The sequence below is a fragment of the Cellulomonas sp. Root137 genome (assembly GCF_001426725.1).
Classification (GTDB): Bacteria; Actinomycetota; Actinomycetes; order Actinomycetales; family Cellulomonadaceae; genus Cellulomonas.
Genome location: NZ_LMFG01000002.1, coordinates 235,300 through 249,780 on the forward strand (window position 1 = coordinate 235,300; position 14,481 = coordinate 249,780).

Annotated in this window: 14 protein-coding genes; 2 read left to right on the forward strand and 12 right to left on the reverse strand. The window is 72.7% G+C overall.

From position 1 onward, the window contains the following. Positions 1-7: 7 nt before the first annotated feature. The 12 genes from ASD18_RS13570 to ASD18_RS13625 all read right to left on the reverse strand — a co-directional run bounded on the left by ASD18_RS13570 (position 8) and on the right by ASD18_RS13625 (position 12,456). Positions 8-493 (reverse strand): CoA-binding protein, encoded by a 486-nt coding sequence (locus ASD18_RS13570; protein ID WP_056092796.1) that lies wholly within the window; start codon positions 491-493, stop codon positions 8-10. Beyond that, positions 490-1,821, reverse strand: coding sequence for an O-acetylhomoserine aminocarboxypropyltransferase/cysteine synthase family protein (locus ASD18_RS13575; RefSeq protein ID WP_056092800.1), 1,332 nt, complete (start codon positions 1,819-1,821; stop codon positions 490-492). The genes ASD18_RS13570 and ASD18_RS13575 overlap by 4 nt, the downstream gene beginning before the upstream one ends. Then, positions 1,818-3,881, reverse strand: a complete 2,064-nt coding sequence (gene acs, locus ASD18_RS13580; protein ID WP_156388015.1) for an acetate--CoA ligase — start codon at positions 3,879-3,881, stop codon at positions 1,818-1,820. Before acs ends, ASD18_RS13575 begins: the two co-directional genes overlap by 4 nt. Further along, the gene (locus tag ASD18_RS13585) at positions 3,872-4,744 is read right to left on the reverse strand and encodes an ABC transporter permease (protein ID WP_056092805.1); all 873 of its coding nucleotides are present in this window, start codon (positions 4,742-4,744) and stop codon (positions 3,872-3,874) included. Before ASD18_RS13585 ends, acs begins: the two co-directional genes overlap by 10 nt. 59 nt (positions 4,745-4,803) lie before the next feature. Continuing rightward, the gene (locus tag ASD18_RS13590; RefSeq protein WP_056092809.1) at positions 4,804-5,859 is read right to left on the reverse strand and encodes an aliphatic sulfonate ABC transporter substrate-binding protein; all 1,056 of its coding nucleotides are present in this window, start codon (positions 5,857-5,859) and stop codon (positions 4,804-4,806) included. 49 nt (positions 5,860-5,908) lie between these two features. After that, entirely contained in the window at positions 5,909-6,739 is an 831-nt protein-coding gene (locus tag ASD18_RS13595; protein WP_056092812.1) for an ABC transporter ATP-binding protein, read from the reverse strand. A 371-nt stretch (positions 6,740-7,110) separates the two neighbouring features. After that, positions 7,111-8,154, reverse strand: coding sequence for an LLM class F420-dependent oxidoreductase (locus tag ASD18_RS13600; RefSeq protein ID WP_056092817.1), 1,044 nt, complete (start codon positions 8,152-8,154; stop codon positions 7,111-7,113). Between the two features lie 80 nt (positions 8,155-8,234). After that, positions 8,235-8,819 (reverse strand): serine O-acetyltransferase EpsC, encoded by a 585-nt coding sequence (gene epsC, locus ASD18_RS13605; RefSeq protein ID WP_056092820.1) that lies wholly within the window; start codon positions 8,817-8,819, stop codon positions 8,235-8,237. Positions 8,820-8,862: 43 nt separating this feature from the next. Further along, positions 8,863-9,798 carry a cysteine synthase A gene (cysK, locus tag ASD18_RS13610; RefSeq protein ID WP_056092823.1) on the reverse strand — a complete coding sequence of 312 codons (936 nt, stop codon included), beginning with the start codon at positions 9,796-9,798 and terminating at the stop codon, positions 8,863-8,865. A 398-nt stretch (positions 9,799-10,196) separates the two neighbouring features. Next, on the reverse strand, positions 10,197-10,811 hold the full coding sequence (locus tag ASD18_RS13615; RefSeq protein ID WP_056093647.1) for an SGNH/GDSL hydrolase family protein: 615 nt from the start codon (positions 10,809-10,811) through the stop codon (positions 10,197-10,199). Positions 10,812-10,855: 44 nt separating this feature from the next. After that, complete coding sequence (locus ASD18_RS13620; RefSeq protein ID WP_056092826.1) at positions 10,856-12,046, reverse strand: NAD(P)/FAD-dependent oxidoreductase; 1,191 nt, start codon at positions 12,044-12,046, stop codon at positions 10,856-10,858. Beyond that, positions 12,043-12,456 (reverse strand): VOC family protein, encoded by a 414-nt coding sequence (locus tag ASD18_RS13625; protein ID WP_056092829.1) that lies wholly within the window; start codon positions 12,454-12,456, stop codon positions 12,043-12,045. The genes ASD18_RS13620 and ASD18_RS13625 overlap by 4 nt, the downstream gene beginning before the upstream one ends. Positions 12,457-12,529: 73 nt before the next feature. On the opposite strand from ASD18_RS13625, the gene ASD18_RS13630 reads away from it, so the two are divergent. Beyond that, positions 12,530-13,612: a winged helix DNA-binding domain-containing protein gene (locus ASD18_RS13630; RefSeq protein ID WP_056092833.1), complete on the forward strand. Its 1,083-nt coding sequence runs from the start codon at positions 12,530-12,532 to the stop codon at positions 13,610-13,612. Positions 13,613-14,004: 392 nt separating this feature from the next. After that, positions 14,005-14,460 carry a hypothetical protein gene (locus tag ASD18_RS13635; RefSeq protein ID WP_056092836.1) on the forward strand — a complete coding sequence of 152 codons (456 nt, stop codon included), beginning with the start codon at positions 14,005-14,007 and terminating at the stop codon, positions 14,458-14,460. Positions 14,461-14,481 lie beyond the last annotated feature (21 nt).

Genomic DNA, 14,481 nt, shown 5'->3' on the forward strand with positions numbered 1-14,481 from the left:
GCGGTGCTCAGCCCAGTGCGCGCTTGGAGCTGATGACCCCGGTGTCGAAGCCCGCCAGGTGCAGCCCGCCGTGGAACCGGGCGTGCTCGATCTTCACGCACCGGTCCATGACGACCGTCAGCCCCGCGGCCTCCCCGTGCCGGGCGACGTCCTCGTGCCACGAGCCGAGCTGGAGCCAGAGCGCCTTGGCACCGACGGCGATCGTCTCGTCCAGGACGGTCGGCAGGTCGTCGTGGCGGCGGAACACGTCCACCAGGTCGGGGACCACCGGCAGCGACTCGAGCGACGGGTACACCGGCCGGCCGAGGATCTCGTCGGCGCGCGGGTTGACGAAGTACACGTCGTACGGGGAGCTGGACAGGAGGTAGGTGGCGACGAAGAAGCTAGCGCGAGCGGGGTTGTTCGACGCCCCGACGATCGCGATGGACTTCGTCGAGTGCAGCAGCGCGAGGCGCTCGGGCGCGCTCGGTCCCTGCCAGGTGCGCGTGCTCATGCGGCGACCCCCGTCCGGGTCCGTCCGGTGGCGCTGGTGAGCGCTTGGTCGAGGTCCCAGAGGATGTCCTCGGCGTCCTCGAGCCCGACGCTGATCCGCACCAGGTCGGCGGGCACACCGGCCGCGGCCAGCTGCTCCGCGTTCAGCTGCTGGTGGGTGGTGGATCCCGGGTGGATGACGAGCGTGCGGGCGTCGCCGACGTTGGCCAGGTGGCTGGCCAGCTGCAGGGCCTCGATGAACGCGCGGCCGATGGTGCGGCCGTCCTTGTCGTCCGTCGCTCGCAGGCCGAACGCGAACACCGCGCCGGGGCCGAGCGGCAGGTAGTGGTTCGCGCGCTCGTGGTGCGGGTGGCTGGGCAGTCCGGCCCAGTTGACGTACGAGACGCGGGGGTCGGCCTCGAGCCACTCGGCGACCACCCGGGTGTTCGCCAGGTGCGCGTCCAGCCGCTGGGGGAGCGTCTCGACGCCCTGGAGCAGCTGGAACGCGGACTGGGGGCTCAGCGCCGGGCCGATGTCGCGCAGCTGCTCCGAGCGGAGCTTGGTGAGGAACCCGTACTCCCCGAAGTTCTCCCACCAGCGCACCCCGCCGTAGGACGCCACCGGCTCGGTCATCTGCGGGAAGCGGCCGCTTCCCCAGTCGAACCGCCCCGACTCGATGACGATGCCGCCGAGCGTGGTGCCGTGGCCGCCGAGGAACTTGGTCACCGAGTGGATGACGATGTCCGCGCCGTGCTCGATCGGGCGGACCAGGTAGGGCGTGGCCAGCGTGGCGTCGACGACGAACGGGATGCCGGCGGCGTGCGCGACCTCGGCCAGCCCGGCCAGGTCCGCGATCTCGCCGGACGGGTTCGCGATGACCTCGGCGTACAGCACCTTGGTCTCGGGCCGGATGGCCGCGGCGTAGTCGGCGGGGTCGGTGCCGGGCACGAACGTGGTGTCGACCCCGAACCGGCGCAGCGTCACGTCGAGCGCGGTGACCGTGCCGCCGTACAGCTGCGACGACGCGACGATGTGGTCCCCGGCGCCGACGAGCGCGGCGAAGGTGATGAACTCCGCGGACATGCCCGACGCGGTGGCGACCGCACCGATCCCGCCCTCGAGCGAGGCGATCCGCTCCTCGAGCGCGGCGACCGTCGGGTTCCCGATCCGGGAGTAGATGTTCCCGTACTTCTGGAGCGCGAACAGGTTGGCGGCGTCGGCGGTGTCCTGGAACACGAACGACGTCGTCTGGTAGATCGGCACCGCGCGCGCACCGGTGGTCGCGTCGGGGATCCCGCCGGCGTGCAGCGCCCGCGTGCGGAAGCCGAAGCGGTGGTCGGGGCTGGTCATGCGGTCTCCTCGGAGGCGCTGGTGCGGGCGGCTGGCAGCACGGTACGCCGTGCGGTGAGTGCGGCGATCTCGTCGACCGCCCAGGGGTTCTGCAGCGAGGTGACGTCGCCCAGCACGCTGCCGTCGAGGATCTGCGCGAGCAGCCGGCGCATGATCTTGCCCGACCGCGTCTTGGGCAGGTCCGGCACCAGGAGCACGTGCTTGGGCTTGGCGACGGGCCCGATCTCGTGGGCCACCTGCGCGCGCAGCTCCTCGCGCAGCGCGTCCGTCGCGGCGAGCCACGCGTCGAGGTCGTCGACAGGTCCCGGTGCCGACGAGGGCACGACGAATGCCGCGACGGCCTGCCCGGTGACGCCGTCGTGCACGCCCGCGACCCCGGCCTCGCCCACCGCGGGATGGGCGACGAGCGCGGACTCGATCTCGATGGTCGAGAGGCGGTGCCCGGACACGTTGACGACGTCGTCCAGGCGGCCGAGCAGCCAGATGTACCTGTCGGCGTCGTACGACGCGCCGTCGCCGGCGAGGAAGTACCCGCCGTGCTCGCCGTGCCCGGCGAACCGCCGCCAGTACGCGTCGAGGTAGCGCTGCGGGTCGCCCCAGATCGTGCGGGCCATCCCGGGCCACGGCCGGTCGACGATGAGCAGCCCGCCCTCGCCGGGGCCGACCTCGACGCCTGAGTCGTCGACGACCTTTGCCGAGATGCCCGGCAGCGGACGCGTGGCGGACCCGGGCTTGAGGACCGTGCTCCCCGGCAGGGGCGCGATCATCGCGGCACCGGTCTCTGACTGCCACCAGGTGTCGACCACCGGTGCGCGGTCGGCGCCGAACGTGCGGCGGAACCACACCCACGCCTCGGGGTTGATCGCCTCGCCGACCGTGCCCAGCAACCGGATGCTCGACAGGTCGTGCCCGCCGGGCAGCTCGTCGCCGAACCACGTCATGAACGTCCGGATGAGGGTCGGGGCCGTGTAGTAGGTGGTCACGCCGTAGCGCTCGATGATCTCGAGGTGGCGCTCGCGGTGCGGGCTGTCGGGGGTGCCCTCGTAGATGACCTGCGTGAGCCCGTTGGCCAGCGGTCCGTAGATCTCGTAGGTGTGCGCGGTGACCCACGCGAGGTCGGCGGTGCACCAGTGGACGTCGTCGGGCTTGGCGTCGAAGTGCGCCCAGTGCGCCCAGGCCGCGTGCGTGAGGTACCCGCCGGACGTGTGCACCAGACCCTTCGGGCGCCCGGTGGTGCCCGAGGTGTAGATGATGAACAGCGGGTGCTCGGCGTCGAACGCCTGCGCCTCGTGCACGTCGGGCGCGGTGTCGACGACGTCGTGCCACCAGACGTCGCGCCCGTCGGTCCACGGCACGTCCTGCCCGGTCCGCCGGACCACCAGCACGTGCTCGACGTGGTCCAGGCCGGCCACCGCCTCGTCCGCGGCGGACTTCACCTCGACAGCCTGCCCCCGGCGGTGCTGCCCGTCGCTGGTGACCAGCATCTTGGCGCCCGTGTCCTGCACCCGGAACCGCACGGCCTCCGCGGAGAAGCCACCGAACACGAGGGAGTGCACGGCGCCGATGCGGGCGATCGCGAGCGTCACGATGACCGTCTCGGCGAGCACCGGCAGGTACACCACGACCCGGTCCCCGGGTCCGATGCCGAGGGCGGTCAGCGCGTTGGCCGCCCGGGACACCTCGCGCTGCAGGTCCGCGTACGTGAGCGTGCGGCGGTCGCCGGGCTCTCCCTCGACGTGCAGGGCCACCTTGTCGCCGCGCCCGGCGTCGACGTGCCGGTCCACACAGTTGACCGCCACGTTCAGCCGCCCGCCGACGAACCACTGCGCCTCCGGGACGGTCAGCCCGCCCTGTCCGTCGTCCACGGGCGGCGACCAGACCAGGGGCGTGTGCCACGGCGTCGCCCAGTCGAGCCGGCGTGCGGCGTCCTCCCAGAACGCGACCGGGTCGGCGTCGGCGCGGTCGAACGCCTCGGGTCCGACGTTGGCGTCGAACGCCGGCGGGGGGTCGTAGGTGCGTGCCTCGGTCTGCAGGGTGGAGATCGTGGAGGTCATGCCCATCTCTTCAGCAGGTACTTCTCGGCCAGCCCGATGAGGCTGTCGGTCAGCTTGCCCAGCAGGGCCAGCGCGATGATCGCGAGGATGATCCGGTCCACGCGCCCGTTGTTGCCGGAGTCCACCAGCAGGAACCCGAGGCCCATGGACGACGCGATGAGCTCGGCGGCGACGAGGAACAGCCAGGACTGCGCCATCGCGAGCCGCAGCCCGGACACCACCGACGGGAGCACCGCGGGCAGCTGCACGCCCGCGAACAGCCGCACGCCGCGCAGCCCGTAGGCCCGGCCGACCTCGACCAGGTGCGCGTCGACGTGCCGCAGCGCGGCCGCGACGGTGGTGTAGACCGGGAAGAAGGCGCCGATCGCGATGAGCGTGATCTTGGAGTCCTCGCCGATCCCCATCCAGAGGATGAGCAGCGGTACCCACGCGAGCGAGGGGACGGACCGGATGCCGCCGAGCGTGGGGGCCAGCAGGGCGTCGCCCAGGCGCGAGAGGCCGACCACGGCCGAGAGCACGAGGCCGATCGCGGAGCCGATGGCGAAGCCGATGAGCACGCGCTGCGTGGAGATCGCGACGTACTGGCCGAGGAGGCCGCGCTGCGCGAGGTCGACGGCGGCGTCCCACACCGACGCGGGGCTGGGCAGCTGGTAGGGCGCGACGAAGCCGGCGCTGGTGACCCACTGCCAGAGCGCGAGCAGCGCGAGCGGGAGGAGCAGGCCGACGACCGTGCGTGTGCCGCGTCGGTCGAGCGGACCCTTCGACGACGGCCGGGGGGAGCCGTTGTCGAACGGGTTGAACGCGCGGTGCGGGCGACCCTCCTGGTCGAGGATCGGCGTCGACGTGCCGGCGACGGGCGGTGCGGACATGTCAGCTCCTGGGAGGGATCCTGCCGCCCCCGAGAGTCCCGGGGGCGGCAGGCGGGGGGTCAGGACGGGTCGGCGTTCTCGGCGAACGACGGCTCGAACAGCTCGTCGAGCGCCTTGTCGACGGCGTCCTGGGTGGGGACGTCACCGTTGGCGACGAAGATCGGGCCGACGACCGCGAGCACCTTGCGCTGCGCGTCGCCGGGGACCGGGTCGAGGTCGAGCGTCGTGCGCTTGGTGATGACGGTCTCCGCGACGGCGGGGTCGATGGCGGCGACCTCGGCCAGGATCGAGACGACCTCATCGGGGTTGGCGATCGCCCAGGCCCGCGCCTTCTCGTACGTGTCGACCACCAGCTGCGCCAGGTCGGGGCTCGTGCCCAGGAACGACTCGGTCGCGTTGAGGAAGCCGTAGGTGTTGAAGTCCACGTTCCGGTACAGCAGCGTCGAGCCCGCGGTCGCCTCGCTGGCGGCCATCAAGGGGTCCAGCCCGGCCCACGCCGCGACCGAGCCGTTCTCCAGGGCGGCCTTGCCGTCCGCGTGCTGCAGGTTCTGCACCTCGACCTGGTCCAGCGGGACGCCGGCCTCCTCGAGCGACTGCAGGAGGAAGAAGTACGGGTCGGTGCCCTTGGTGGCGGCCACCGACTTCCCGGCCAGCTGGCTGACGTCGGTGATGTCGGAACCCTTTGGCACGACGATCGCCGCCCACTCCGGCTGCGAGTAGATGTCGATGGTTTTGATCGGGGAGCCGTTGGAGCGCGCGAGCAGCGCGGCCGACCCGGCCGTGGAGCCCACGTCGACGGCACCCGCACGGAGCGCCTCGTTCGCCTTGTTGGACCCGGCGGACTGGATCCAGTTGACCGTGACGTCGTCGCCCAGGGCCTCCTCGAGCCAGCCCTGGTCCTTGATGACCAGGCTCAGCGGGTTGTAGGTCGCGAAGTCGATGTTGAGCACGTCGGCGCTCCACTCGACGGGGGCGTCGGCCGACGCGGTGGAGTCGGGCTCGGGCGCCACGGCGGGGGTGTCCTCGCCGGCGACGCAGCCGGTGAGCGCCAGGGCGGTCGCGAGGGTGAGCACGGTCGCTGACACTCTGGCGGACACGGCGGTGCGGATGCTCATCGTCTCTCCTGTGTGGGTGACCCGGGGGTGGGTCGGTGGGTGGGGCAGGTCAGATGGAGTGGTGCTTGTCCTGTTCGGCGGGGCCGATGTGGTGGGTCGGGACGCCGAGGCCCTCGAGCAGCTCGGCGCGCAGGCCGGCGAACGTGGCGTCGGCGCGGTCCCGGGGGCGCGTCCCGGGCACGTCGATGACGCGCGCGATGCTGGTCTCGTCGCCCTCCGGGGTGCGCAGGAGCACGACGCGGTCGGCCAGGTAGAGCGCCTCCTCCACGTCGTGAGTCACCAGGAGCACCGTGGTCGGCTCGGCGGCGTGCACCTCGAGCAGGAGCTCCTGCATGCGCAGCCGGGTCAGCGCGTCGAGGGCGCCGAACGGCTCGTCCAGCAGCAGGACCCCGGGGTTGCGGGCGAGCGCCCGGGCGAGCGACGCGCGCTGCGCCATGCCGCCGGACACCTGCCGGGGACGCAGCCCGGCGGACGCGGTCAGGCCGACCAGCTCGAGGAGCTCGGCCACCCGACCGGCGCCGTCCGCCCGCGACGTCCCCGCCGGCAGGCCGAGCGTGACGTTCTGCGTGAGCGTGCGCCAGGGCAGGAGCCGCGGCTCCTGGAACGCGACGGCCGTCCGGGGGTCGGTCCCGCGCACGGGGGAGCCGTCGATGAGGATGTCGCCCGCGTCGGGGGTGTCCAGGCCGCTGACCTGGCGCAGGAGCGTGGACTTGCCGCAGCCGGACGGCCCGACGAGCGCGACGATCTCGCCCGCGGCGAGCTCGAGGTCCACGCCCGCGAGCACGGCGCGCGGGCCGGTGGGTGTGGCGAACGTGCGGCGGACGTCGCGCAGGGTCACCGGGTGGGCGACGTGCGCGGTCGCAGTCGAGGTCAGGGACATGGGGGTCCTGGGGATCGGGCGCGGCCGATCGGGACGGGCTGGGGGCCGGTCTGCCGCGCGAGGGGCGGGCACCGGCAGTCCCTCGGTCAGGCCGAGGGGGAGACGCGGGGAGGCGTCAGGAGCCGGTGCGGTGCGGGGAACAGCACGCGGACCGACAACACATGAGGAGGGACGGACGAGCGGTCATGGCGGTCCGTTCCTTCCTCGTGACGATTCTGGAGTGGGAAGATCCGGATTTCTCAGATGCTGAGATCGCGTATCCACCACGTGAGCGCGAGAGTAGCGCTTCCCGACGACTGTCGGCAACGGCCGTCCACGCACACGCGACCGCCCGCGGCGCCGAGGGGCGTCGCGGGCGGTCTCCGGGTGGCTCAGGCGGTCGGGCGCAGGGCCTCCGCGATCGCCGGCAGGGTGCGCGGGTCGGCCTGCACGAGCATCGTCGTGATCGCCGTGCCCTCCCAGGCGGGCAGCTGGGCCCGGATGTCGTCGACGGTGCCCACCAGGGCGATGTCCTGCACGAGCTCGAGCGGCACGGCGGCGGTCGCGCGGGCGCGGTCGCCGGCCAGGTAGTGGGCCTGGATCTCGTCGCACGCCTCGGTGTAGCCGAGCCGGTCGAGGACCGCGCGGTGGAAGTTGGCCCCCTTGGCTCCCATGCCGCCGGCGTAGAGCGCGATGAACGGGCGGACGCTGTCCGCAGCGGACTCGACGTCGGTGCCGATCACCACCGGCACGGTCGCAACGACCTCGAACGCGTCCACCGGGGTCCGCTCGGGAGCGCGCCGCGCGAAGCCCTCGCTCAGCAGCGTGCGGTACTCGCCGTCCATCCGAGGCGAGTAGAAGAGCGGCAGCCAGCCGTCGGCGATCTCCGCCGACATCGCGATGTTCTTCGGCCCCTCGGCCGCCAGGTGGATCGGCAGGTCGGCGCGCAGAGGGTGCACCGTCGAGCGCAGAGCCTTGCCCAGGCCGGAGCCCTCCTCGGGACCCAGCGGGAGCCGGTAGAACTGCCCGTCGAACGTCACGGGCGCCTCGCGCGCCAGCACCTGGCGGACGATCGAGACGTACTCGCGCGTGCGGGCGAGGGGGCGCGGGTACGGCTGCCCGTACCAGCCCTCCACCACCTGCGGCCCGGAGGCGCCGAGCCCCAGCACGAACCGGCCCCCGGAGAGGTGGTCGAGCGTGAGCGCGGCCATCGCCGCGGCCGTCGGGGTGCGGGCGGAGATCTGCGCGATCGCCGTGCCGAGCCGGATCCGCGACGTGCGCGAGCCCCACCACGCGAGCGGGGTGAGCGCGTCGGAGCCGTAGGCCTCGGCCGTCCAGACGGAGTCGAACCCGAGCTGCTCGGCGCCGAGGACCGCCTCCTGCGCACCCGGCGGAGGGCCCGCCGACCAGTAGCCCGTGTGGTAGCCCAGCCGCATCGTCAGTCCTCCGGTCCGGCGTCGCCGTCGACGCCCGCGCCAGGCTACCTGCTACCCCGGGTATCACCGAGGCGGGGACCTCAGATGTAGATCGCCGGGTCGTCGATCTCGACGTCGAACGGCGCGGCCACCGGGCGCAGCCGGATCGTCGCAGGCACACCGACCGCGATCGCCCCGGCGGGGACGTCGTGGATCACGACGGCGTTGGCGCCGACCTGCGCACCGTCGCCGATCCACACCGGTCCGAGGATCTTGGCGCCGGCCCCGACGACCACGTTGTCGCCGACCGTCGGGTGCCGCTTGCCGTGCCGCATCGACTTGCCGCCGAGCGTGGAGCCGTGGAAGAGGACCACGTCGTCGCCCACCTCGGCGGTCTCGCCGATGACGACGCCCATGCCGTGGTCGATGAACAGCCGCCGGCCGAGGCGTGCTCCGGGGTGGATCTCGATGCCGGTGGCCGCCCGCGCGAGCTGGGAGATCAGTCGCGCGGGCAGCCGCAGGCCGGGCTGGTGCCACATCCTGTGCGCCAGCCGGTACACCCACACCGCGTGCACCCCCGGGTACCCGAGGGCGACCTCGGCGAGCGACCGGGCCGCGGGGTCGCGGTGCCGGGCTGCCTCGAGGTCTTCCCTCAGGGTGGCCAGGAAGTGCAGGTGGTCGGACACGGTGCCTTCGTCCTGTCGGTGGGGTGGGTGTGCTCAGGACCTGTCAGTCGACCAGGTCCGCGTACAGCACGGTCGACAGGTAGCGCTCGCCGAACGACGGGATGATCGCGACGATCAGCTTGCCGGCGTTCTCGGGGCGCTTCGCCAGGAGCGTCGCGGCGTGCAGCGCGGCACCCGACGAGATGCCGACGAGCAGGCCCTCCTCGGCGGCGGCGCGGCGGGCGACCTTGACGGCCGTCTCGGCGTCGACGTCGATGATCTCGTCGTAGACCGTGGTGTCGAGGATCTCCGGCACGAAGTTGGCGCCGATGCCCTGGATCTTGTGCGGGCCGGGGGCGCCACCGTTGAGGATGGGCGACTCGGCCGGCTCGACGCCGACGATCTTCACGCCCGGCTTGCGGGCCTTGAGCACCTGGCCGACGCCGGTGATGGTGCCGCCGGTGCCGATGCCGGCGACCAGGATGTCGATCTCGCCGTCCGTGTCCGCCCAGATCTCCTCGGCGGTCGTGGTGCGGTGGATCTCGGGGTTGGCCTCGTTGGCGAACTGGCGGGCCAGGATGGCGCCCTCGCGCTCCTTGACGATCTCGTCGGCCCGGTTCACCGCGCCCTTCATGCCCTCGGAGCCCGGCGTGAGGATGAGCTCCGCACCGAACGCCCGGAGCAGGAGCTTGCGCTCCTTGGACATGGTCTCCGGCATGGTGAGGACGACGTTGTAGCCGCGGGCCGCGCCCACGAACGCCAGCGCGATGCCGGTGTTGCCGCTGGTGGCCTCGACGATCGTGCCGCCGGGCTTGAGCTCGCCGGACGCCTCGGCCGCGTTGATGATCGCGACGCCGATGCGGTCCTTGACGGAGTTGGCGGGGTTGTAGAACTCGAGCTTGCCGACGACGGTGGCGGGGGCCCCGTCGGTGATCTTGTTGATGCGGACCAGCGGGGTGTTGCCGATGAGCGCCGTCGCGTCGTCGTAGATGCGTGCCATGGTTCCTCTTCGGTCGAGGCTGCCGGGGATGCCGGCAGCGGGTGGGGGACTGACTAGCAGCAGAGCGTCTGGGGTCCGGCGGCGCGCGGGCGCCGGTCGGCCGGTCCGGATCAGCAGGGGATGTCCGGAACGAGGCGGGGCGAGCGCTGGCGCGGGAGACGGTCCCCGGTCCAGGGGATCCTCGCGCGGAAGAGCAGCCAGCGCTCTACAGACAGCGACAACAGGGCAGCGCCACGCAGGCACGCCCGAGGACGGCGGGAGCGGCAGTGTGCACGCGCATCGCTTCGTCCTCCGAGACCGTTCGGTCGGTCGCGTCCCGCGGGTGCGGAACCGCAATCGGCCACGACGCTAGCGTCAACGTCGGCGCGGGCGCAAAGAGTCCCCACCAGTCGGACGGCTCAGGCGAGCCCCACCGCCGCGAGCCACGCCTCTGCGAGCAGCCCGTGCCCGGCGGGCGTCGGGTGCACGCCGTCGGACGCCCACGTCTCGGCGCCCGTCCGTGCCGCCGCCGCGGCGAACAGCCCGTCGGCCGGCACGAGCACCGCGCGACGCTCGGCAGCCACCCGGCGCACCACGGCGATGCGCGGGTCCAGGTCCTCGCGCCATGCGTGCTGCGCAGCGGTGACGGGCACGACGAAGGGCTCGATGAGGACGAGACGATCCACCGTTCCCACGACTGCGCGGAGGTTGTCCTCGTAGTCGTCGGTCGAGGTCGCCGTGCCTGCGTCGTACCGGCGCCAGGTGTCGTTGATGCCGATCAGGATCGACACCACGGTGGGCGCGAGCGCGACGGCGTCCTGGTCCCAGCGCGCCCGCAGCATCGCCGAGGTGTCGCCGCCGACGCCGCGGTTGAGGAACGTGAGGTCGAGGTCCGGCCGCCGAGCTCCCGCGAGCGCCGCCACGATGCCCGCGTAACCGTGCCCGAGGCTGGTGGGGTCGGTGCGGTCGCGGCCCCAGTCGGTCACGGAGTCTCCGGTGAGCAGGACGCGGTCGTGAGGCTGCAGGAAGGTCACGGGGGACACCCCATCACGTCGCGCGTGCGCCGAGGGGCCGTTCGTCAGCGTGCGGACAGGTGCGTCAGGACCGCGTCCGCGACCGCACCCGCGTCGGTCGGCATGCCCTCGAAGTTGGACGACCCACGTCGACGCATCCACCGCAGTCCCAGGAACCACAGGCCCGGCAGGTCCGCTGAGCCGTCGACGTGCCGGGGGACACCACGGTCGTCGAGGAGCTCGGCCGGGAGCCACCCGTGGCTGCCGCGCATGCCGGCGCACCAGACGATGCTGGTCACGTCCTCGTCCCGCAGGTCCAGCTCCGCGTCCTCGCGCACGGGGTAGGAGGTGTCGGCGTCCTCGGCGTCCGCCGAGGGTGCGTCCAGGCCGAGGCGGTCGATCGCGCCGTCGACGAGGGTGCGTGCGCGCTCGGCGAAGGCCTCACCGGCGGCGATGTTCGCCCGGACGGAGTCGTCGACCTGCAGCCGGCCGCCGCCGGCACCGGTGACCCGGCCCAGCAGCGGCAACCCCTCGCGGGCCATCCGGCGCAGGTCCGGCCCTGGCCCACCCGGCACGACGAGCGGGTTCGGCAGGCGGCGCAGCTCCTCGGGCACGTCGGCGGGCCGCTGGTCGAAGAAGCCGGCCGCGGCGAGCCACGCGATCATCGGACGGCCGCGATAGGGCGACGGGAGCCGCCCGACCGGCGACGTCGCGAGCAGCACGCGTCGACCCGCCGCCATCAGGTCACGGACCACCTGCACGCCCGACTGGCCGCTGCCGACCACCAGCACGGTGCCCGCCGGCAGCCCGTCGGGGGAGCGGTACGTCGTGGTCGTCTGCTGGACCACCGGCAGGTCGGCGGCGAACGCCGGCACCCGGGGGACGTTCTCCGCGCCGGTCGCGACGACCACAGCCCTCGCGTGCACCGGTCCGGCCGAGGTCTCCAGCGTGAGCCCGTCGAGCCGCGGCACGAGCGCCGTGACCGCGACGCCCGTGCGGACGGGGCCTGAGGACGCCAGGGACTCGAGCCGCCGGACGACCTCGTCGCGCGGCGTGTACTCGTGTTCCGGCGCCGGGCCGAGCATCGGGTTGAGGAAGCCGGGCGTGTTCAGCCGGAACGAGTCCCAGCGGGACCGCCACGACTCGCCCACCCGTGACCGCTCGAGCACCTCGTGCTCGATCCCGCGCGCGGTCAGCGCGGCGCTCGCCGCGAGGCCGGCGGGACCGGCCCCGACGACGACGCAGTCGACGCTCACTCCGGTGCGGCCACGTTCACCATCCAGTCGACGCCGTACTTGTCGGTGCACATGCCGAACGTGTCACCCCAGGGCGCCTGCTCGAACGGCACGGTGACGGTCCCGCCGGCGCTGAGGCCGTCCCAGTAGCCCTGCAGCTCGGGCAGGTCCTCGCCGCTGAGCGAGCACGAGATGGCGCTCGAGCTCGCGAGCTCCATCACGTCGGGGGTGTCGGCGCCCATGAGCACCATCCCGCCGGGCGTCGTGAGGTTCGCGTGCATCACCTTGCCCGCCTCGGCCGGGTTCTCGCTCGCGCCGTACTCGCCGAACGTGCTCACGTTCAGCTCGCCACCGAACACGGACTGGTAGAACTCCATCGCCTCCCGGGCGGTGCCGCGGAAGCTGAGGTACGGGTTCAGGTGCGTCGCCATGGGGGTCTCCTTCGACTGTGTCCGGATTCGACCACCTTGCCACCGTCCGCCCACACGCAGAAGATCGTCAGCCATGGACCGCCTCGAGGTCGCACACCGACGGCTGCACAACCAGCACCTGTCCGGTCCGCCGCTCCCCGATCCCGGCGCCGTCGTCCGGCACCTCGGCGCCTCGCAGGCGCAGGAGTACGCGATGGCGAGGTGGTCGCTGGGCCAGCGGACCACCGGCGCCGACGACGCAGCGGTGCAGGCGCTGCTCGATTCCGGCGCGATCCTGCGCACGCACGCCCTGCGCGCGACGTGGCACTTCGTCGCGCCCGAGGACGTCCGCTGGATCCAGGCGCTGACGGGACCCCGGGTGCGGCAGCTCAGCCGCTACTACGAGCGGCAGTCGGGGATCGACGAGGAGCTCGTGGACCGCGCGACGGCTGCCATCGCCGAGGCCTTGCAGGGCGGGAACCACCTCACGCGCACGGAGGTGCAGGACGCCCTGGCGCGGGCCGGGATCGAGGCGAGCGGCATCCGCCTGGCGTACCTGCTGATGGCCGCGGAGCTCGCCGCCGTCGTGGTCAGCGGCGTCCTGCGCGGCAAGCAGCGCACCTACGCGCTCCTCGACGAGCGCGTGCCGCCGACCCCGGCACTCGACCCGGACGAGGCGCTCGCCGAGCTGACCCGCCGGTACTTCGTCAGCCACGGGCCGGCCACGGTCAAGGACTTCTCGTGGTGGTCGAGCCTGACGCTCACGCAGGTCCGGCGCGGGCTGGCGCTGGTGGGGGAGACGCTCACGTCGGTCGAGGTCGACGGCATCACGTACTGGTTCGCACCCGCGCAGGCACCGCGCCGCGACCCCTCGCCCACCGTCCACGTGCTGCAGGGGTACGACGAGTACGGGGTCGCGTACACCGAGGGCCGGTCCGCGCTGAACATCGCCGACCTGCGCATCGCCCCCGCGAACACGAACCAGGTGATCCAGCCGCTGGTGCTCGACAGCCAGGTCGTCGGCTGGTGGCGGCGCGTCGTGGAGCGCGCCGAGATCGTGGCGGAGCCGCACCTGGCCGTCGCGCTCGACGACGCGCAGATGCGCGCGCTGCGGGCGTCGTTCGACCGGCTGGCGGCGTTCGTCGGCGTCCCCGTCAGGGTCGAACTCGACAGCTGACCAGAGAGTGTGTATAGTTCAACTTTGGATCTCCCGGTCTGCGTGATGGTGTCAGCATCCCATCACGAAGGATCGGCCCGGATGTGGAACGCGTCGCTACGAGAGCGATGGACGGCCACAGTCCGGGTGGCTGATCTTCGACAGCCCCCAATGGCGCTGGGGGCGGTTCAAGCCGCGCGCAACAAGGACAAGCGGGCGCGGTGGGCGAAGGCCAACAGGTGCTGACGGACATGCGGCCCCGGTGCAGCCCGCGACGAGAGTCGCGGAGCAGCACCGGGGCCGTTGTCGTCCGCTCACCCGGGACACCTTCTCCTCGGTGCAGCAGCAGGTGCACGATGGGCGGGCGGGTGTCGCTGAGCTCCCGTTCCAGCCGACGAGGCGAGTGGTTCCCGATGGTCATCCCGGTCGACGGCGGCGGCCCGCCGGTTCCTCCGCCCAACCCGTGCAACGCACCCACCTGCCTCGACGCGAAGGCCGAGCTGGCGAGCGCGCGGACGGCGTTCGCATCGACGTGCAACGGCCTCAAGACGGTGGCCGCCATCCTGCGGGTCCTCAAGCCGATCGTCAGCATCTCGCTCTGGTACCTGCTGGTGATCATCGTCGTCGCGATCGTCCTGCTCTGGCTGGGCCTCGGGTGGATCTCGGTCATCCTCTGGGCGCTCGTCCTGGCCTACGTCCTCGCCTGGATCCTCTACCTCGTCTTCGCGCGCGTGGCGGGGTCCATGGCGCAGGACCTCGCCGCCCGCATGAAGGACGTCCAGGACGCGATCGCGAAGGTGGTCGCCCAGTGCCCCGCGAACTGTCGCGGCGACCTGTCGATCCCGACCTGCGACGTCCAGATCCCCTGACGCGGCCAGCTCCGGGTCGCC